17 protein-coding genes and 1 tRNA gene are annotated in these 17,094 nt (G+C 66.0%); 5 read left to right on the top strand and 13 right to left on the bottom strand.

Annotated features, from left to right (window positions below; all coding sequences use genetic code 11):
* The first annotated feature begins 6 nt into the window (after window positions 1–6).
* Window positions 7–1,566: an oleate hydratase gene (locus tag QXZ94_RS11475; RefSeq protein ID WP_315720491.1), complete on the top strand. Its 1,560-nt coding sequence runs from the start codon at window positions 7–9 to the stop codon at window positions 1,564–1,566.
* Between the two features lie 519 nt (window positions 1,567–2,085).
* On the opposite strand, the gene QXZ94_RS11480 is transcribed toward QXZ94_RS11475, so the two are convergent.
* Both QXZ94_RS11480 and QXZ94_RS11485 read right to left on the bottom strand, forming a co-directional pair.
* Entirely contained in the window at window positions 2,086–2,967 is an 882-nt protein-coding gene (locus tag QXZ94_RS11480; protein WP_315720492.1) for an AraC family transcriptional regulator, read from the bottom strand.
* 110 nt (window positions 2,968–3,077) lie between these two features.
* On the bottom strand, window positions 3,078–3,953 hold the full coding sequence (locus QXZ94_RS11485) for a class I SAM-dependent methyltransferase (protein WP_315720493.1): 876 nt from the start codon (window positions 3,951–3,953) through the stop codon (window positions 3,078–3,080).
* Window positions 3,954–4,189: 236 nt separating this feature from the next.
* Here QXZ94_RS11485 and QXZ94_RS11490 point away from each other — a divergent pair, with 236 nt between their 5' ends.
* Window positions 4,190–4,342: a hypothetical protein gene (locus tag QXZ94_RS11490; RefSeq protein WP_315720494.1), complete on the top strand. Its 153-nt coding sequence runs from the start codon at window positions 4,190–4,192 to the stop codon at window positions 4,340–4,342.
* 52 nt (window positions 4,343–4,394) lie between these two features.
* On the opposite strand, the gene QXZ94_RS11495 is transcribed toward QXZ94_RS11490, so the two are convergent.
* The 7 genes from QXZ94_RS11495 to QXZ94_RS11525 form a co-directional block, all read right to left on the bottom strand.
* Window positions 4,395–4,472, bottom strand: a tRNA-Pro gene (locus QXZ94_RS11495).
* A gap of 233 nt (window positions 4,473–4,705) precedes the next feature.
* The gene (locus QXZ94_RS11500; RefSeq protein ID WP_315720495.1) at window positions 4,706–5,269 is read right to left on the bottom strand and encodes a MerR family transcriptional regulator; all 564 of its coding nucleotides are present in this window, start codon (window positions 5,267–5,269) and stop codon (window positions 4,706–4,708) included.
* A 114-nt stretch (window positions 5,270–5,383) separates the two neighbouring features.
* A complete protein-coding gene (locus QXZ94_RS11505; protein ID WP_172109709.1) occupies window positions 5,384–5,740 on the bottom strand; it encodes an integration host factor subunit alpha in 357 nt (118 codons plus the stop codon).
* Between the two features lie 134 nt (window positions 5,741–5,874).
* Window positions 5,875–6,849, bottom strand: a complete 975-nt coding sequence (locus QXZ94_RS11510) for a beta-ketoacyl-ACP synthase III (RefSeq protein ID WP_172109710.1) — start codon at window positions 6,847–6,849, stop codon at window positions 5,875–5,877.
* Complete coding sequence (gene plsX / locus QXZ94_RS11515; protein ID WP_315720496.1) at window positions 6,846–7,907, bottom strand: phosphate acyltransferase PlsX; 1,062 nt, start codon at window positions 7,905–7,907, stop codon at window positions 6,846–6,848. Before plsX ends, QXZ94_RS11510 begins: the two co-directional genes overlap by 4 nt.
* A gap of 340 nt (window positions 7,908–8,247) precedes the next feature.
* Window positions 8,248–8,871 (bottom strand): DUF177 domain-containing protein, encoded by a 624-nt coding sequence (locus QXZ94_RS11520; RefSeq protein WP_315720497.1) that lies wholly within the window; start codon window positions 8,869–8,871, stop codon window positions 8,248–8,250.
* Between the two features lie 5 nt (window positions 8,872–8,876).
* Window positions 8,877–9,413: a ubiquinol-cytochrome C chaperone family protein gene (locus tag QXZ94_RS11525; protein WP_315720498.1), complete on the bottom strand. Its 537-nt coding sequence runs from the start codon at window positions 9,411–9,413 to the stop codon at window positions 8,877–8,879.
* A 130-nt stretch (window positions 9,414–9,543) separates the two neighbouring features.
* Between QXZ94_RS11525 and QXZ94_RS11530 the strand changes: the two genes are divergently transcribed.
* The 3 genes from QXZ94_RS11530 to QXZ94_RS11540 all read left to right on the top strand — a co-directional run bounded on the left by QXZ94_RS11530 (window position 9,544) and on the right by QXZ94_RS11540 (window position 12,477).
* Window positions 9,544–10,005: an outer membrane protein assembly factor BamE gene (locus QXZ94_RS11530; protein ID WP_172109714.1), complete on the top strand. Its 462-nt coding sequence runs from the start codon at window positions 9,544–9,546 to the stop codon at window positions 10,003–10,005.
* Window positions 10,006–10,161: 156 nt separating this feature from the next.
* On the top strand, window positions 10,162–11,169 hold the full coding sequence (locus QXZ94_RS11535) for a tripartite tricarboxylate transporter substrate binding protein (RefSeq protein WP_315720499.1): 1,008 nt from the start codon (window positions 10,162–10,164) through the stop codon (window positions 11,167–11,169).
* A gap of 225 nt (window positions 11,170–11,394) precedes the next feature.
* Window positions 11,395–12,477, top strand: a complete 1,083-nt coding sequence (locus QXZ94_RS11540; RefSeq protein WP_315720500.1) for a DUF2336 domain-containing protein — start codon at window positions 11,395–11,397, stop codon at window positions 12,475–12,477.
* A gap of 77 nt (window positions 12,478–12,554) precedes the next feature.
* On the opposite strand, the gene QXZ94_RS11545 is transcribed toward QXZ94_RS11540, so the two are convergent.
* The 4 genes from QXZ94_RS11545 to ribH form a co-directional block, all read right to left on the bottom strand.
* The gene (locus QXZ94_RS11545) at window positions 12,555–14,675 is read right to left on the bottom strand and encodes a sodium-translocating pyrophosphatase (RefSeq protein ID WP_315720501.1); all 2,121 of its coding nucleotides are present in this window, start codon (window positions 14,673–14,675) and stop codon (window positions 12,555–12,557) included.
* 202 nt (window positions 14,676–14,877) lie between these two features.
* On the bottom strand, window positions 14,878–15,870 hold the full coding sequence (gene thiL / locus QXZ94_RS11550; RefSeq protein WP_315720502.1) for a thiamine-phosphate kinase: 993 nt from the start codon (window positions 15,868–15,870) through the stop codon (window positions 14,878–14,880).
* A gap of 188 nt (window positions 15,871–16,058) precedes the next feature.
* Window positions 16,059–16,565: a transcription antitermination factor NusB gene (gene nusB / locus QXZ94_RS11555; RefSeq protein WP_315720503.1), complete on the bottom strand. Its 507-nt coding sequence runs from the start codon at window positions 16,563–16,565 to the stop codon at window positions 16,059–16,061.
* Between the two features lies 1 nt (window position 16,566).
* Window positions 16,567–17,058 carry a 6,7-dimethyl-8-ribityllumazine synthase gene (gene ribH / locus QXZ94_RS11560; RefSeq protein ID WP_315720504.1) on the bottom strand — a complete coding sequence of 164 codons (492 nt, stop codon included), beginning with the start codon at window positions 17,056–17,058 and terminating at the stop codon, window positions 16,567–16,569.
* Window positions 17,059–17,094: the final 36 nt, after the last annotated feature.

Consider the following 17,094-nt stretch of genomic DNA (forward strand, 5'->3'; position numbering starts at 1 on the left):
ACCATCATGAAGGCCTATTTCATCGGCAGCGGCATCGGCGCGCTGGCTGGCGCCGCATTCCTGATCCGCGACGGCGGCGTGGCAGGACACGACATCACGATTTTCGAAAAGCATCTGCCGTTCGGCGGCAGCCTCGACGGCACGCAACTGCCCGACGGCTCGTTCTCGCTGCGCGGCGGCCGCATGCTGACGACCGACCACTACGAATGCACGTGGGACCTGCTCTCGACCATTCCCGGCGCGAGCGATCCCAGCCGCACCGTGCGCGACGAAACCATCGCCTTCAACAGGGACCACGTCGCGCATTCGCAGGCGCGCCTCGTCGATCGCAACCGGCACAAGATCGACGTGTCCACGATGGGATTCTCGATGCAGGACCGGCTCGAGCTGGTCAGGCTGACGGAGGCGTCCGAGGAAAAGCTCGGCAAGTCCCGCATCACCGACTGGCTGTCGCCGCCGTTCTTCACCACGAACTTCTGGTACATGTGGCAGACGACGTTTGCGTTCCAGCCGTGGCACAGCGCGGTCGAGTTCAAGCGCTATCTGCATCGCTTCATGAACGAGTTTCCGCGCATCGAGACCTTGGCCGGCGTCAAGCGCACCGTGTTCAATCAGTACGATGCGATCGTGGTGCCGCTCGTCAAATGGCTCGAGGGTCACGGCGTCCATTTCGCCGGCGGCGTGGATGTCACCGACATCGCGATCGAGACGGAGGGCGGCAAGCACGTCGTGAAGCGCCTTGTGCTCGATCGCAGCGGCAGGCCGGAGACGATCGCACTTTCGAGCGACGACCTGGTCTTCCTGCAGAACGGCTCGATGACGGACGCGACCAGCCTCGGCACCCAGGATGCGCCGCCGCCGCGGCTCAGCAAGCAGGACAGCCAGGGCTGGGCGCTGTGGGAGAAGATCGCGAGGGGGCGTCCGGAGTTCGGCAATCCCGCCGCGTTCAACTCATCAATCCCGGAATCCTGCTGGGAGTCCTTCACCGTCACCTGCCGCAATCCGCGCTTCTTCGACGCGATGGAGACGTTCAGCGGCAACGCGGCCGGCACCGGCGGGCTCGTCACCTTCACCGAGTCCAACTGGTTGATGTCGATCGTGCTGTATCACCAGCCGCATTTCGCCGGTCAACCTGACGATGTGCAGGTGTTCTGGGGCTATGCGCTGCATCCCGACCGCATCGGCAATTTCGTTGGGAAGGCGATGGCCGATTGCGGCGGCGCCGACATTCTCAAGGAGCTCTGCGGTCACCTCAACTTCGATCTGGCGGTGTTCGAAGCGGCGACCTGCGTGCCCTGCCGCCTGCCTTACATCACCAGCATGTTCATGCCGCGAAGCAGGAGCGACCGCCCGCTGCCGGTGCCGGCGAATTCGAAGAACCTCGCTTTCGTCAGCCAGTTCGTCGAGATCCCCGACGACGTCGTGTTCACGGTGGAATATTCGGTGCGCGCGGCGCAGATGGCGGTCTATCAGCTGCTCGGCATCACCCGGGCGATTCCGCCGATCACGCGCCATGACAAATCGTTCCGCGTGCTGATCGAAACCGTGGAGAAGGCGTTCGCGTAGAACCGGAGCGCTCCTCTCGCATCCGCAAAAACAAGCGCGCCCGGATCAGGCTTGATCCGGGCGCGCCTTGCAGGACATGAGACGCCGGTGCGTCTCTATGCATCATTCCGTGAACTTATCAGTAGCCGAGCAGCGCGAGACCCACCCAGCCGACGGCGAATAGCGACACCACCGACGTTGCAGCGGCGAAAACGGACAGCGAAACTTTCAAAGTCCTGAGGACCATACGCGCCTCCTTGAACGACAATGAGCAGCACATCGAGGTGAACCCCGACGTCCGTCTGAAATTTCCTGAAAACCCGACTCTGCGGCGAGTCGAACACCAAGTTGGTGCGCGCGTGCGCGCAAAGGTTCAATGCCAGGGTGTGGGCCCCGGCTTCTCCGGCGCATCAACGCGAAGGCACCGGCCCCGGTTCCGCGGATGGAACTGGAACCTTTCAAAAGTGCGCCGGCACTGGTCGAAACGGATCGACGAAGAGGCCCGCCGCAGGTCTTCAGACGGACGGGCCGCCTCGAACGCTATTTCAACGGTAGGAACAGGTCAGCCACCGTCTCGTGCTCTGGAACCTCCGGGAAGAAGCTCAGCCGCTGGCAATAGATCGGGAAGTCACGGGCCTCCTCGCCGCTGGCCGGAAGCCAGTCGCGATAGAGAAAGAGGGCGGCCGGCTCCAGATTGTGGGTGTTGCCGACGACGCGGAGCACGGCGCAGCGTCCGCCGGGGATTTCGCCGACCTTGACGTCCTCGCCATGCGCCGCGATCGGCTGGTCCGTCCCGACACAGAGGTCCACGCTGTAATCCGCAGGCGATGCCGGACGACGCTCGGAGCGCCAGACATTGAAGGTCGGGCTGGTCCTGGGGTGCAGGCCGGCGGTCTTGCGCCACGCGATGAAGCGCTGGATCGTGGCGCCGAGCGTCGCCGGATCGCCGCGGTGCTCGATGATGGCCACGCGCGTGGCAGACACGTCGCGCACCGTGACGTCATGGGCGGTGAAGGTTTTCTGCATCAGCTTGCTCCTCGCATCGTCGAAAGGCCCGAAGGCCGCAAGCCACGGCTCCCAGTCGGGAGACTTCCGAAACGACGACGGCGTCTGCCCGAACCGTTGCCGAAAGGCGCGGGCGAAGGCATCCGGTGCGTCGTAGCCGGCATCCATCGCGACATCGGTGACGCTCCGGGCATCGCTGTAGGCCAGCTGGTAGGACGCACGCTTCATGCGGGCGAGCTGGATGTAGCGATGCACGGACAGACCGAAGGTCGCGGTGAACTGCCGGTGGAAGTGATATTTCGAGTAGGCTGCGATGCCGCTCAGCGTATCGAGATCCAGATCATCGTCGAGGTGCCGGTCAATGTGATCGAGCACCCGTTGCATCCGGGCATGGTGGTTTCGCAGCGCCGCCTTCATCGTTCCGAGCTCCGTGGCAGCACAAGCTAATCGCGCCCGGATATCGCGCGCTCGACCGATCTTGCGGCGTTGTCGAGGGTGCAGAGCGCGCCGGTGGTCTCCGGCCCGTGTCAGGGATCGACGGCGGTCACGGTCCAGAACGAAGCGGGCACCATCACGCCGTGCGCCTTGGCGTACCGCCCGAGCGCCTTTCTCACCGCCGATGTCGCGGCCTCCGCCGCCTCGGTCGGTTGCCCGGCGACGGTGCGGCCGGCGGGCCCGATCGCGAGCGCCGTCTGCACGGCGGCATCGAGACCGCCGCCGGCGCCGAGATCCAGCGTGACGTCGCAGCGCTCGAGGCGGACGCGGCGCAGCCCCGCGTCGGTCAGCACCTTCTCCACCCACTCGGCCGCGCCAAACGCAAAATCGTCCGGCGCGTGCGGCCGCAGACCCGGCAGCTTCGGCACGTGATCATAGGCCGCCTGCAGCGGCTCCAGCGCCCATGGGTTGTCGCGCAGCTCACCCCAGCAGGCGAATGCGACCCGCCCCTCGGAGCGCAGGGCCGTGCGAATGTTCAGCACGGCGCGCACGGGATCGGCGAAATACATCACGCCGAGACGCGAGATCACCAGATCGGCACTCGCGGCCTTGAAGTGATGCACCATGGTATCGGCCTGCACGAAGCTGACGGGCGCCTCGGCCGGCGCCTGCTCATGTGCCGCGGTCAACATGGCGGCGGAGACGTCGAGGCCGAGCACGCTGCCGCCCGGGCCGACCTGGTCCGCCGCGGCGATCAGCGTGGCGCCGCAGCCGCAGCCGATGTCGAGCACCCGCTCGTTCGGCTGAATGGCCGCCCGCTCCAGCAGCGCGTCCTGCACCGGCGCCAGCATCGCATCCAGCTCCGCCCGCCGCGCCACCCAACGCTCGCCGCCCGCGCCGTTCCAGAAGGCGATCTGCTCGGCGTTCTCGAAATGGCCAAAAGAGGTATCGACGACGGCGGCGTCCATGAGGAACTCGACAGCAATGACAGAAACGAAAATGGCCTCTGACGCGAGCCAGCGCACCGGGAGCCGCCGCGGAGTTTAAGCAGCCGTCAGCACGTTGAAAAGCCAGTGTCGCTGAGAGCATGCGCGCGTTGATCGCTCCAACGCGTTTGGCGTCTTGCTGCTGTCTCGCGAGATCATCTTGCCAAGCGGCTTCTCTCCACGCCTTGATCACGCCCCGTCAGCCCGACCAGACAGGCTTGGTCGGCTCAATCGGCTTCCGCTCGGTCAGCCTGCCTTCGTCAGCCTCGCGCTCATCTTTAACGGAAGGTCAGCCGCTGCTTCTGGAAATGGAGGCCGATGGTTTGCTCGAAACCGTCAACCTGCTGAGGCCTTACGTCGAATTGCTCTGATCGCCGCTCGGGACAAAGCGAACTCCAACGAGCCAGATCGCATCTCGAAAAATGGTCGGAGCGGCGGGATTCGAACCCACGACCCCTAGTCCCCCAGACTAGTGCGCTAACCGGGCTGCGCCACGCTCCGATGGCCGATCCTGTAGCCGTGATCGGGATGGGATGCAAGGTACGGCGGGTGGGTTTTGCGGGGGCGATCGAGAGAGCGAAGGTTGGGGACCCCCACCCCCGCCCCCTCCCCGCAAGGGGGAGGGGAGCGCAGCCAGCTTGTGGCGCGATCTATGCCCCGAAACCTTGGGATCTGGGGTGAACCAAGGCGATGCGCGAAGCGAATGAATCCGGCCGCTGGCCCGTGGAGCCTCCTCAGACCTCCTTCATCGCGCGGTCGAGCAGCGCGCGGCAGTCGACGAGCTCCTTGAGCACGCCTTCGAGCTTTTCGCGCTCCTCCGGCTTCATGCCGGCACGGGTGGGCGGGCCGACACGGAAGGTGTCGAGAATGTCGTCCTCGGTGTCGACGAAGCGGAAATCGATGCCCTCCTCCTCGGAGGCCTCCTCCTCTTCATCCTCCGATTCGACCTCCTCCTCGCTGAGCGGCTCCTCCTCCATCATCGCCTGGCCGAGGGTCTCCTCGAGCGCGCCGAAGGAGACGGCCGCGGAGGTATCCGCCAGCCCCTGGACCGACTTGACGCCGTGCTCCTTCAGGATGCGCTGCACGCCCTTGATCGTGTAGCCTTCGCTGTAGAGCAGACGGCGGATGCCCTTGAGAAGATCGACGTCGTCGGGCCGGTAATAGCGCCGGCCGCCGCTCCGCTTCATCGGCTTGATCTGGGCGAACCGCGTCTCCCAAAACCGCAGCACGTGCTGCGGGATGTCGAGCTCCTGCGCGACCTCGCTGATCGTCCGAAACGCATCGGGCGCCTTGTCCAAATGCCCGTTCCCCTTCGATCGTGCTGCCAAGAAACGCGACGACTACGCTGACGATATTGGACGAATTGAACGCATGCGACGCCGACTCCGGCCCTCAGGCCACGCCGAACGGCCCTATTCCGGCTCGGCGCCGAACTCGGCGCTGGCCTCGCCGTTCATCTTGCCGGAGGCCGGCTGGCCGTTGATGCGCTGCTTCAGGATCGCCGACGGCTTGAACACCATGACCCGCCGGGGCGAGATCGGCACCTCGGTGCCGGTCTTGGGGTTACGTCCGATGCGCTGCCCCTTCTTGCGCACCATGAACGACCCGAACGACGACAGCTTCACCGTCTCGCCGCGCTCCAGGCAGTCGGTGATCTCCTTCAAGACCAGCTCGACGAACGCAGACGACTCCGTCCGCGACAGTCCGACCTTTTGGTAGACGGCCTCGCAGAGATCGACGCGTGTAACTGTTTTTCCGGTTCCCGCCATCGCCTGCCCCACACTCACGGCGAATAATTCGGCCCGGAAATTAAGAGGTTAAGCGGCGATGGTCAACAGCAGCGTGAACGGAACTGCATGCCGCAGCGCAGGTCGTCCCAAGCAATCTCGTCCGGCGGAATGGCTCACCAGCGCACCAGCGCCGAGCCCCAGGTGAAGCCGCCGCCCATGGCCTCGAGCAGAACGAGGTCGCCCTTCTTGATGCGGCCGTCCTTGACGGCGACGTCGAGGGCCAGCGGAATCGAGGCAGCCGAGGTATTTCCGTGCCGATCGACCGTCAGGACCACCTTTTCGGGGGCGATGTGCAGCTTATGTGCGGAGGCGTCGATGATTCGCTTGTTGGCCTGGTGCGGCACGAACCAGTCGATGGTCTCGGCCGACTGGCCGGTGGCCTCGAAGGCATCGACGATCACGTCGGTGATCATGCCGACGGCATGCTTGAACACTTCGCGGCCTTCCATCCGGAGATGGCCGACCGTCTGGGTCGAGGACGGACCGCCGTCGACATAGAGCTTGGATTTGTGGCGGCCGTCGGAGCGCAGATGGGTGGTCAGCACGCCGCGGCCGGCGGCGCCCTCGCCCTGCTGCTGCGCGTCCAGCACCAGCGCACCGGCGCCGTCGCCGAACAGCACGCAGGTGGTGCGGTCGTTCCAGTCGAGGATGCGCGAAAAGGTCTCCGCGCCGATCACCAGCGCCCGCTTGAACGATCCGCTGCGCAGGAAATTGTCGGCGGTCGCCAGCGCATAGACGAAGCCGGAGCACACCGCCTGCAGGTCGAAGGCCGCGCCATGATTGATGCCGAGCCCGTTCTGCACGGCCACCGCGGTGGCCGGAAAGGTGTTGTCCGGGGTCGAGGTGCCCAGCACGATCAGGTCGATCGATTGCGGATCGACGTCGGCTGCGGCGAGCGCGGCGCGGGCGGCATTGATCGCGAGATGCGACGTGAACTCGCCGTCGGCTGCGACATGGCGCTCACGGATGCCGGTGCGCTGAACGATCCACTCGTCGGAGGTCTCGATGCGGCTTGCCAGCTCGGCATTGGTCACGACCCGCTGCGGGAGATAGGAGCCACAGCCGAGCACGACCGAACGAATTGTCACGAGACAGCCTCCTGGGCGACCGGTTCGGACGCCAATGCGCCGCCGTCGCGATTGAGTGTTTGAGTGATCTTGGTCAGGAGATCGTAGCGGGCCATCTCATAGCCAACCCGCACGGCCGAGGCAAAGCCCTCGGCATCGGTTCCGCCATGGCTCTTGACCACGATGCCCTTGAGCCCGAGCACCACGCTGCCATTGGACTTGCGCGGGTCGAGCCGGGCGCGCAGCGCGGCAAAGGCGCCGCGCGCGAAAAGATAGCCGATCCGGGCCATAAGGCTGGCCTGGATGGCGCCGCGCAGGAATTCCGCGACCTGGCGCGCCGTCCCCTCGGCCGCCTTCAGCGCGATGTTGCCGCTGAAGCCTTCGGTCACGACCACGTCGGCCGCGCCCTTGCCGATGCCGTCGCCCTCGACGAAGCCGATATAATCGAGCTGCGGCAGGTTCATCGCGCGCAACTGCTCGGCCGCCTCGCGGATCTCCTCGTGGCCCTTGATCTCCTCGACGCCGATGTTGAGCAGGCCGACGGTCGGCCTGGGCTTGTTGAACAGCACGCTCGCCAATGCGCCGCCCATCACCGACAGCGCCACCAGATGGCGGGCGTCGCCGCCGATCGTCGCGCCGAGGTCGAGCACGACCGATTCGCCGCGCATCGTCGGCCAGATCGCCGCCAGCGCCGGCCGGTCGATGCCATCGAGGGTGCGCAGGCAGAACCGCGCCATTGCCACCAGCGCGCCGGTATTGCCGGCGGAGATCGCGACGTCCGCCTCGCCCTTCTTGACGGCCTCGATCGCCATCCACATCGAGGAGGTTTTCCGGCCGCGCCGCAGCGCCTGGCTGGGCTTGTCCTCCATGCTGACGGCGACGTCGGTGTGAACGACGCGCGAGACCGCCTTCAGCCGCGGAAGCCGGTCGAGCTCGGGAGCAATCTTGGCACTGTCACCGAACAGCAGAAACTCCGCGTCCGGATGGCGGCTCAGCGCAATCGCAGCTCCGGGAATGACGACGGCCGCGCCGAAATCCCCGCCCATGGCGTCCAGCGCGATTCGAACCTTTTGAGGCATGACGTCCCGGAAACCTGATCTCGAGCTTGATCTCGTGTTGGCCTTGACTCGCTTGGCCTTGCTTAGCCGTGTTTTGGTGGTCGTTCAGAGGCACTGCACGGCCAGGGGAGAGTTGAGGCACAATCCCACAGCCGCCGAGCATTTTCGTCGCACCCCGACCCGGCGCGACAATAGCGTCTCTCCGTGTCGAAACAACCTCCCGGAGGCGATGGATTTTGCAACCGCGGCGGCGCAAGGGGCGGGAGACGGATCGATCTTTGCCATCGAAATCAGCAACTTGAGCCGAATTCGGGAGGCTTCGTGACAGGACGGGAGCGCGGCCGGCCTGCACATTCAGACATCAATCCTCACCCGTTTTCTTCGCTTTGGCCGGGCCGGACGTTGCGCCGCCGGGGGATTTCAACGCCTTCAGCGCCGCAAACGGGTGATCCTCCGGGTCGGCGGCCTCGGCCGGCTGCTCGAACGCCGCGCCCGGCTTGCGCGGATAGGGGTCAATCCCCAGGAACAGCGCATCGGCGGCCAGCCGCCCGAGATCGATTTGGCCATTGACGATCGGCTCGGGCGGATCGGCCGTATCGACCTCGCTGTTCGGGTCGTCCTCGACGAACTCGGCCAGTTCCGGAATGTCTTCCGGCGGTGCGAACATCTGGTCGATCGGCTCGTCGATCTCGGTCTCGATCGGATCGAGCGTCACCACGCAGGTCTGGCCGATCCGGGCGCGCACCCGGCCCTCGACGTGCACCTTGCCGTCGCGCTTCTGGACCACGTCGAACGCGGCATGCGCCGACATCACCTCGCGCAGTTCACCCATCGCGGCGAGCGCGCTTCGTGTGGCCGCATCCGCCTCGATCTCGCGATGAAGCCCGGCGTCCGGGATCTGCGCCACGATCACCGGCGCGGCTCGCCAGGGATCTTTTGCCGGATCGCGGCCCGGGTCGCGGGAAATGTCTCTGTCTCTGCTCATGTCGTTCAGTCCTGCTGCACCGGACGCGGGAAGCTCCAGGTCGCGCCGAGCAGCTTGTTGTCGTCGAGGGTGGCGAGGTGCGCCGCCGCCCGTCCCGCATAGGCGGCAAGTTCCGCCGCGCTGTCCGGATGCTCTCCGTTCAAGATATTCTTCTGCAGCGCCTCCGCCAGCCGGGCCTCGCTTTCCGACCAGGCGAGATCATAGGCGGCAGTGCGGCCGTAGAAGGCCTCGCCGAATTTCTGCATGCGCTTGGGCACGGTGAGGTCGCCAACCCCCATCTCGCGCAGATTGTCGTCCATGTCGGCGCAGAACCGGTCGAACAGCGCCTGCGACAGGTCCGCACCGACCCCGCGCAGCCGGCGCAGCACCAGCCAGAGGTGCAGAATCAGCAGGTCGAACCGTCCCTCGACCGTGTCGGGGACATTTAAGTGTCTATAAAACAACGGTTCTCGGGTTTGCGCCACGATCGTGCCATAGATCGGCTCGATGGTCCCGCGCGGGGACGGTCGCAATTTCCTGAGATGGTTGAATGGCCAGAGCATGAAGGTTCCGCGGCTGAGTTTTCCCGACCCGGTTCGGACGGCATGTTGCAATCCGCAAGTTTGCCCGGTACGTCAACGCCCTGCCCGACGCAAGGGGACGGGATCCGATCTTGAGAAGATGACCCAGACAATGCGAACGACTGCCAGCCTGCTCACCCGTGGCCTCCGTACCCGTCTGCGCACCGCCGGCGCCATCGCGCTGACCTGTCTGGCGCTCGCCGCCTGCACCGGCGAGCAGTTCCAGAAGGGCTACATCATGCCGCCCGGCGCGCTGGAGCAGATCCCGATCGGGGCCAGCCAGGATCAGGTGCTGATCGTGATGGGCACGCCATCGACCGTCGCCACGCTCGACGGCGAGGTGTTCTACTACATCTCGCAGCGCGCCGAGCGCCCCGTCGCCTTCATGAACCAGAAGGTGGTCGATCAGCGCGTGATCGCGGTCTATTTCGACAAGAACCGCCAGGTCCGCCGGCTCGCCAATTACGGCATGAAGGACGGCAAGATCTTCGACTTCGTCAGCCGCACCACGGCGACCTCCGGCCAGGAGCTCAGCTACCTGACGCCGCTGTTCAAGCTGCTCAGCTTCAACTGATCCAAAGTCGATCGCCGTCGTCCGGAATATGATTCCGGGCCACGGCACAAAGTGCGCTCGCTGCGCTGATTGGCGCAGCATGCGCGTGATCCATGCGCTTGCGCTGGCGCAGCAACCTTCCCTACCCTGCGACAAAACAAGAGCAGGGAGGAATCATTGGCTCATCGCACCGCGCTATCGCGCCGCAAGCTTCTCACGGGCGCCGCCGCGCTCTCGACCGCCGCCATTCTGCCGCGCACGAGTCTCGCCGACTGGCGCCCCACCGAGACGGTGAAGCTGATCGTGCCGGCCGCGCCCGGCGGCAGCACCGACGTGATGGGCCGGCTGCTCGCGGCGCATCTGCAGACGGCGTGGGGACAATCGGCCGTGGTCGAGAATCGCTCCGGCGGCGGCGGCACCATCGGCACCGCCGAGGTCGCACGCAACACCAAGGGCGACGGCTCCACCATCCTCATCGGCAATCCCGGCCCGAACGCGATCGCCTATTCCATCTTCCGCAACCTCGCCTACAAGCCGGATCAGCTGCAGGCGGTGTCCAACATGATCCGCATCCCGAACATCGTCTCGGCGCATCCCTCGACCGGCATCAAGTCGATTCCCGAGCTCATCGCCTATCTCAAAGCCAATCCCGACAAGCTGAACTACGGCTCCTCCGGCGTCGGCCAGAGCCCGCACCTCACCGGCGCATGGTTCCTGCAGCTCACGGGATTGAAGATGACGCACATCCCGTTCCGCGGCGCCGGCCCGGCGCTGCAGGCCGCGCTCGCCGGCGACATTCAGATCCTGTTCGACAATCTGTTTCCATCGCTACCGCAGATCCAGGACGGCAAGCTGACCGGGCTCTGCGTGACGACGCCGGAGCGCAGCGCCAATGCACCTGACCTGCCGACCATGCGCGAGAGCGCGCCGGAGCTGGCCAAGTTCGACGTCTCGTCCTGGTTCGGCGTCTTCCTGCCCAAGGCCTGCCCGCCCGAGATCGTCACCGCGCTGAACTCGCAGGTCAAGGCGATGCTGGAGCGCGAGGACATCCGCAAGAACATCGCGGCCATGGGCGCGCGGGCCGACTACGGCACGCCGCAGCAATTCGGCGACTTCGTGCAGGCAGAGACGAGCAAGTTCGCGTCCATCATCCAAAAGGAAGGCCTGCAGATGGACGCGCAGTGACCGGCACGCCGGATCCCGCCGGCTGCGATCCAGCATGCAGTAGCCCGATACAGTCCATGGTGTAACGGCACCTTAAGCGAGGTGGTGCGATAGATGGCGGCCGCGTGTCTTTGATCTGGTTTTTGGATACCGTCAGCGGATGCCGGGCCTCTTCCCTCCAAAGAGGCGGCCCGGTGACCGTCCGAAGGGCAGGCGCCGGCGATGTCCATCGCATGAGCCCGCGTCTTGCAAAATAGCGTCCTGCATCAGCTCGAAGACATTCTTGCCAGCCGCTACGTCTCGCGGCGCGCGGAAATCCTGGAACGCGTGGCCGACCTGTTCGTGGTCGGCTCGGGCAAGTTCAACGAAGAGCATGTCGATCTGTTCGACCACGTGCTGTTCAAGCTGCTCGATAACGTGGCGATCGCCGCGCGCGCGGAGCTCGGCAGCCGGCTCGCGGTGCTTCCCGATGCGCCGCCGCGCCTGATCAAGCACCTGGCTGCGGATGAAACGATTGCGGTTGCCGGTCCGGTGCTGCGCCAGAGCGACCGGCTTGATGAGACTACGCTGGTCGCGGCCGCACAGACCCGTGGCCAGGAGCATCTGCTTGCCATCTCCGGCCGCAAGACCCTGACCGAATCCGTCACCGACGTGCTGGTCGATCGCGGCGACCAGGCCGTTGTTTCGAACACCGCGAACAATGACGGCGCCCGCTTCTCAAATCACGGCTTCTCCGGCCTCGTGACCAAGGCCTCCGATGATCCGGGCCTGGCGCTGAAGCTCTGGAGCCGCCCCGACAGCCCGCGCGAAGTGCTGGTCCGCCTGTTCGTCGAAGCCTCTGATGCCGTGCGCAACCAACTCGCCAGTGCCGACGCGGCGCGCTCCGAGATCGTCGAGCTCGCCGTCGCCCAAGCGTCGGGCCATCTGCAGGCCGCGGCGCGGACGCGCTCGAACGATTTTGATCATGCCAAGGCCTATGTCGAGCAGCTCCACGCCACCGGCCAACTGCACGAGGCCCAGCTGCACGGCTTTGCCAAGGAAGGCAGCTTCGACAAGGTCACGCTGGCGCTGTCCCTGATGTGCAAGCTGCCGCTCGATCTGGTCGAGCGCGCCTTCGTCCGCAAGCAGCCGGACCAGCTCCTGGTGATCGCCAAGGCGCTCGACCTGTCCTGGGTGACGACGACGACGCTGCTGTTCATGCAGGCGCATGTCAGCGGCAGCGCGCGCCCGCAGCTCGATCAGCACCTGGCGAGCTTCACGCAAATGCAGCCGCGCATGGCGCAGAGCATGCTGCAAAGCTATCGGACACGACAGCGCGCGGCGGAATAGTCATTCTCAACAACGAACCGAGTTCATATGAAAGCCCCGCGGCTCGCGCCGCGGGGCTTTTTTTCGACCATGACACCTCAGTGCGCGAGGATCGCCAGCAGCAGCAGGGCCACGATGTTGGTGATCTTGATCATCGGGTTCACGGCGGGGCCCGCCGTGTCCTTGTAGGGATCGCCGACGGTGTCACCGGTCACGGCCGCCTTGTGGGCATCCGAGCCCTTGCCGCCGAAATGGCCGTCCTCGATGTACTTCTTGGCGTTGTCCCAGGCGCCGCCGCCCGAGGTCATCGAGATCGCCACGAAGAGGCCGGTGACGATGACGCCGAGCAGCATGGCGCCGACCGCCGAGAACGCCGCCGACTTGCCGGCCGCACCACCGCCCGCGATCGCGTAGATCAGGAAGTAGACGACGATCGGCGACAGCACCGGCAGCAGCGAGGGGATGATCATCTCCTTGATCGCCGCCTTGGTCAGCAGGTCGACCGCCTTGCCGTAATCCGGCTTGTCGGTGCCCTGCATGATGCCCGGCTTCTCGCGGAACTGCCGCCGCACCTCCTCGACGATCGCGCCGGCGGCACGGCCGACGGCGGTCATGCCCATCGCGCCGAACAGATACGGCAGCAGGCCGCCGAACAGCAGGCCGACCACGACGTAGGGGTTGTTCAGCGAGAAGTCCGGCTTGATCCCCGCGAAATAAGGATGCTTCGCGGAGTCGGCGATGAAGAACTGCAGGTCCTGATTATAGGCCGCGAACAGCACCAGCGCACCGAGACCGGCGGAGCCGATCGCGTAACCCTTGGTGACGGCCTTCGTGGTATTGCCGACGGCATCGAGCGCGTCGGTGGACTTGCGCACCTCCTTCGGCAGTCCGGCCATCTCGGCGATGCCGCCGGCATTGTCGGTGACCGGACCGAAGGCGTCGAGCGCGACGATCATGCCGGCGAGCGCCAGCATCGTGGTGGTCGCGATCGCGATGCCGAACAGGCCGGCGAGGCTGTAGGTGACCAGGATGCCGGCGATGATGACGATCGCAGGCAGGGCCGTTGCCTCCATCGAGATCGCGAGGCCCTGGATCACGTTGGTGCCGTGGCCGGTCACCGAGGCCGACGCGATCGACTTCACCGGACGAAAGTCGGTGCCGGTGTAGTATTCGGTGATCCAGATGATCAGGCCGGTGACGACGAGGCCGACGACGCCGCAGACGAACAAAGCGGTGCCGGTGTAGTCGACGCCGTCGAGCTTGCCGAAGCCGATCAGCCAGCCGATCGCCACCGCGACGCCGGCGAGCGACAAGACGCCGGTCGCGATCAGACCCTTGTAGAGCGCGCCCATGATCGACTGGCTGGCGCCGAGCTTGACGAAGAACGTGCCGGCGATCGAGGTGATGATGCAGATGCCGCCGATGGCGAGCGGCAGCGTCATCATGTTGGCGAGCAGCGACGACTTGGCGAAGAAGATAGCGGCCAGCACCATGGTGGCGACCGCGGTCACCGCGTAGGTTTCGAACAGGTCGGCGGCCATGCCGGCGCAGTCGCCGACATTGTCGCCGACGTTGTCGGCGATGGTCGCGGGGTTGCGCGGATCATCCTCGGGGATGCCGGCCTCGACCTTGCCGACGAGGTCACCGCCAACGTCGGCGCCCTTGGTGAAGATGCCGCCGCCGAGACGGGCGAAGATGGAGATCAGCGAGGCGCCGAAGCCGAGCGCGACCAGCGCATCGATCACGGTGCGGCTGTCGGGCGCGAGCTTCATGAAGCCGGTGAGGATGCCGAAGTAGATGGTGACGCCGAGCAGCGCGAGACCGGCGACCAGCAGGCCCGTGATCGCGCCGGCCTTGAAGGCGAGCTCGAGGCCGCCGGCGAGCGAAGTGGTTGCGGCCTGCGCGGTGCGGACGTTGGCGCGCACTGAGACGTTCATGCCGATGAAGCCGGCGGCGCCGGAGAGGATCGCGCCGATCGCAAAGCCGATCGCGACGAGCATACCGAGGAAATACGCAAGGAGCACGAAGATCACGACGCCGACTAACCCGATCGTCGTGTATTGGCGGCGGAGATAGGCCTGAGCGCCCTCGGCCACGGCCGCTGCGATTTCCTGCATGCGCGCATTGCCGGCGTCCGCACTGAGCACCGATTGTGTGGCCCAGATCGCATAGACGATCGACAGCGCTCCGCAGAGCACGATCACCCATAAAGCTGACATTTAGTTTCCTCGGCTCTTTGCTTTTCTAACTACGTCACGCCGCGATGGTGCGACGCACGCCCCCTGTCAGGCCGCTCCGGGCGGAGCCGCCTCGAACGTCATGGACCTTGCCAAAATCGCCATGATGACGCAACGCCGCGACGCCTGAACCGCTCCAAATTCAGACGCTTCTTTGGTCGCAATGTGCGGTTGCGAACAGATGTCAGAAGTGACTGAAGGACAGGCGCGTCAGCGCAACTGGACGGCCCTGCCCGTCCAGGAAGCGCGGCGGATGCGATCCTTCGGCGATGGCGCCGAGTTCGGTCAGGTCCACACCGGCCGTCGTAGCTGCAGCGCGGAATGCTTCGCATTGCGCTGCGGGAACGGTGCAGAGGATCTCGTAGTCGTCGCCGCCCGAGATCAGCGTTTCCAGTTGGACCGATCCGGCAGCGAGAAGCTGTGCAGCTGCTGATGAGATCGGAACACGTGACAGATCGATGTCGGCGCTCACGGAAGAGGCAGCACAAAGCTTGGTCAGGTCGCCGGCCAGGCCATCAGAGACGTCCATCGACGCTGTCGCGTAGTCCCTCACCGCCGCCGCCAGCTCGCAGCGCGGCTGCGGCAGGCGATAGCGGCCGATCAGCATATCCCGCGCGGCGGGATCGGCATTCGGCGCGCCCGCCTCTGCTCTGCCCTGAAGAATGCGCAGGCCGAGCGCAGCATCGCCGATCGTGCCCGTGACCATCACCCGGTCGCCGGCACCCGCTCCAAAGCGGTGGACCATCCGGCCCCGGGGGATACGCCCCCACGCGGTGATCGAGATCATGACAGGTCCCGGCGTGGACACGGTGTCGCCGCCGAGCAGCGGGCAGCCGAACGTCGCGGCGTCCTCGCCGAGACCGCCGGCGAAGGCGGCGAGCCAAGCTTCATCTGTCCGGCGCAGCGCCAGGGTCAGCAGGAAGCCAGCCGGCACCGCGCCCTTGGCCGCGAGATCGGACAGGTTCACCCGCAGCGCCTTGCGCGCGACCGTATCGGGCGGATCGTCCGGGAGGTAGTGAACGCCCTCGACGATGGCGTCGGTGTTGACGACGAGGTCGTCGCCCGAGGCCGGGATGATGGCGGCGTCGTCGACAAGGCCGAACGCGCCGGGGTCGGTCGCCAGCGGCTTGAAGTAGCGGGCGATGAGGGAGTCCTCGCCGGACGGAGTTTGGGTCATCGGGGCCCTCCCTGCACTCCGCTGTCATCGCCCGGCTTGACCGGGCGATCCAGTACGCCGCGGCCCCTCGGTATCCCCCCGACGTCTCTGGAATACTGGATCACCCGCTTTCGCGGGTGATGACAGTTGAGCAAGCACGCTGGCACCGCGCCGGTTCGCAACAGCCCTGCTGCGGCCCGGCTCACCACCTACCTCGGCCCCATCTCGTCGCCGCGATACTGGCGGGCGAGTTGCTCCAGCACGGCATTGACCATGCCGGTCTCGTCGCGCTCGACGAAGGCATGGGCGATGTCGACATATTCGGACACGACGACGCGGGCCGGAATGTCCTTGCGCCGCTCCAGCTCATAGGCGCCGGCGCGCAGCACCGCGCGCAGGATCGCGTCGATCCGCTGCAGCGGCCAGCCACGCTCCAGCGCGGTATCGAGCACCGGATCGATCTTGGTCTGGTCGCGCACCACGCCGGAGACGATGTCGCGGAAGAACGCGGCCTCGGCGGGCAGATACTGCTCGCCCTCGACCTCGTTGCCGAGCCAGTGGCTCTCGAATTCGGCCAGGACGTCGTTGATCCCGGCGCCGGCGATATCCATCTGGTAGAGCGCCTGGACAGCGGCGAGACGCGCGGCGCCGCGGCGGTTGGCCTTGCGGTCGTTGTTGGCGCGGATCGGGCCCTTGAAGGGTTTGTTCTCGGCCATGTCAGCCTCGCGCCAGGCGGCGTTTGATGCGCAGCACGGCCAGCGCAGCCCGCGCGGCATCGCCGCCCTTGTTCATCTCGGACACGCGGGCGCGCGCCCACGCCTGGTCCTCATTGTTGACCGTCAGGATGCCGTTGCCGAGCGGCAGGCCGCGGGCGACCGAGAGGTCCATCAGCGCCCGCGAAGATTCCTGCGAGACGATCTCGAAATGGATGGTGTCGCCTCGGATGACGCAACCGAGCGCGATCGCGAGATCATAGGGCTTGCCGGTCTTGGCCGCCGCATCCAGCGCGATCGCGATCGTCGCCGGGATCTCCAGCGAGCCGGTGACAGTGAGGACGTCGTAGCTCACACCGGCCGCCTTCAACTCGGCGGTGGCGCCCTCGAGCATCGCGTCCTGGATGTCGTCGTAGAAGCGCGCCTCGACGATCAGCGCGCGAGCGCCGGTGATGTCGGTCTGGTCTTTCAGCGGCGCGCGCCGTGCGTCTGCCATGGTTCGGTTTCCATTGTCTTCAGCTGCCTCGCCCTT

The organism is Bradyrhizobium sp. SZCCHNS2022 (assembly GCF_032377575.1).
Lineage (GTDB): Bacteria > Pseudomonadota > Alphaproteobacteria > Rhizobiales > Xanthobacteraceae > Bradyrhizobium > Bradyrhizobium aeschynomenes.

Bases quoted from the DNA above. Each gene is read 5' to 3' on its own strand.
- QXZ94_RS11485 (WP_315720493.1), bottom strand. From the start codon at position 3,953: ATGGACGCCGCCGTCGTCGATACCTCTTTTGGCCATTTCGAGAACGCC.
- thiL (WP_315720502.1), bottom strand. From the start codon at position 15,870: ATGACCCAAACTCCGTCCGGCGAGGACTCCCTCATCGCCCGCTACTTC.
- QXZ94_RS11525 (WP_315720498.1), bottom strand. From the start codon at position 9,413: ATGCTCTGGCCATTCAACCATCTCAGGAAATTGCGACCGTCCCCGCGC.
- QXZ94_RS11505 (WP_172109709.1), bottom strand. From the start codon at position 5,740: ATGGCGGGAACCGGAAAAACAGTTACACGCGTCGATCTCTGCGAGGCC.
- nusB (WP_315720503.1), bottom strand. From the start codon at position 16,565: ATGGCCGAGAACAAACCCTTCAAGGGCCCGATCCGCGCCAACAACGAC.
- QXZ94_RS11545 (WP_315720501.1), bottom strand. From the start codon at position 14,675: ATGTCAGCTTTATGGGTGATCGTGCTCTGCGGAGCGCTGTCGATCGTC.
- ribH (WP_315720504.1), bottom strand. From the start codon at position 17,058: ATGGCAGACGCACGGCGCGCGCCGCTGAAAGACCAGACCGACATCACC.
- QXZ94_RS11520 (WP_315720497.1), bottom strand. From the start codon at position 8,871: ATGAGCAGAGACAGAGACATTTCCCGCGACCCGGGCCGCGATCCGGCA.
- plsX (WP_315720496.1), bottom strand. From the start codon at position 7,907: ATGCCTCAAAAGGTTCGAATCGCGCTGGACGCCATGGGCGGGGATTTC.
- QXZ94_RS11530 (WP_172109714.1), top strand. From the start codon at position 9,544: ATGCGAACGACTGCCAGCCTGCTCACCCGTGGCCTCCGTACCCGTCTG.
- QXZ94_RS11480 (WP_315720492.1), bottom strand. From the start codon at position 2,967: ATGAAGGCGGCGCTGCGAAACCACCATGCCCGGATGCAACGGGTGCTC.
- QXZ94_RS11475 (WP_315720491.1), top strand. From the start codon at position 7: ATGAAGGCCTATTTCATCGGCAGCGGCATCGGCGCGCTGGCTGGCGCC.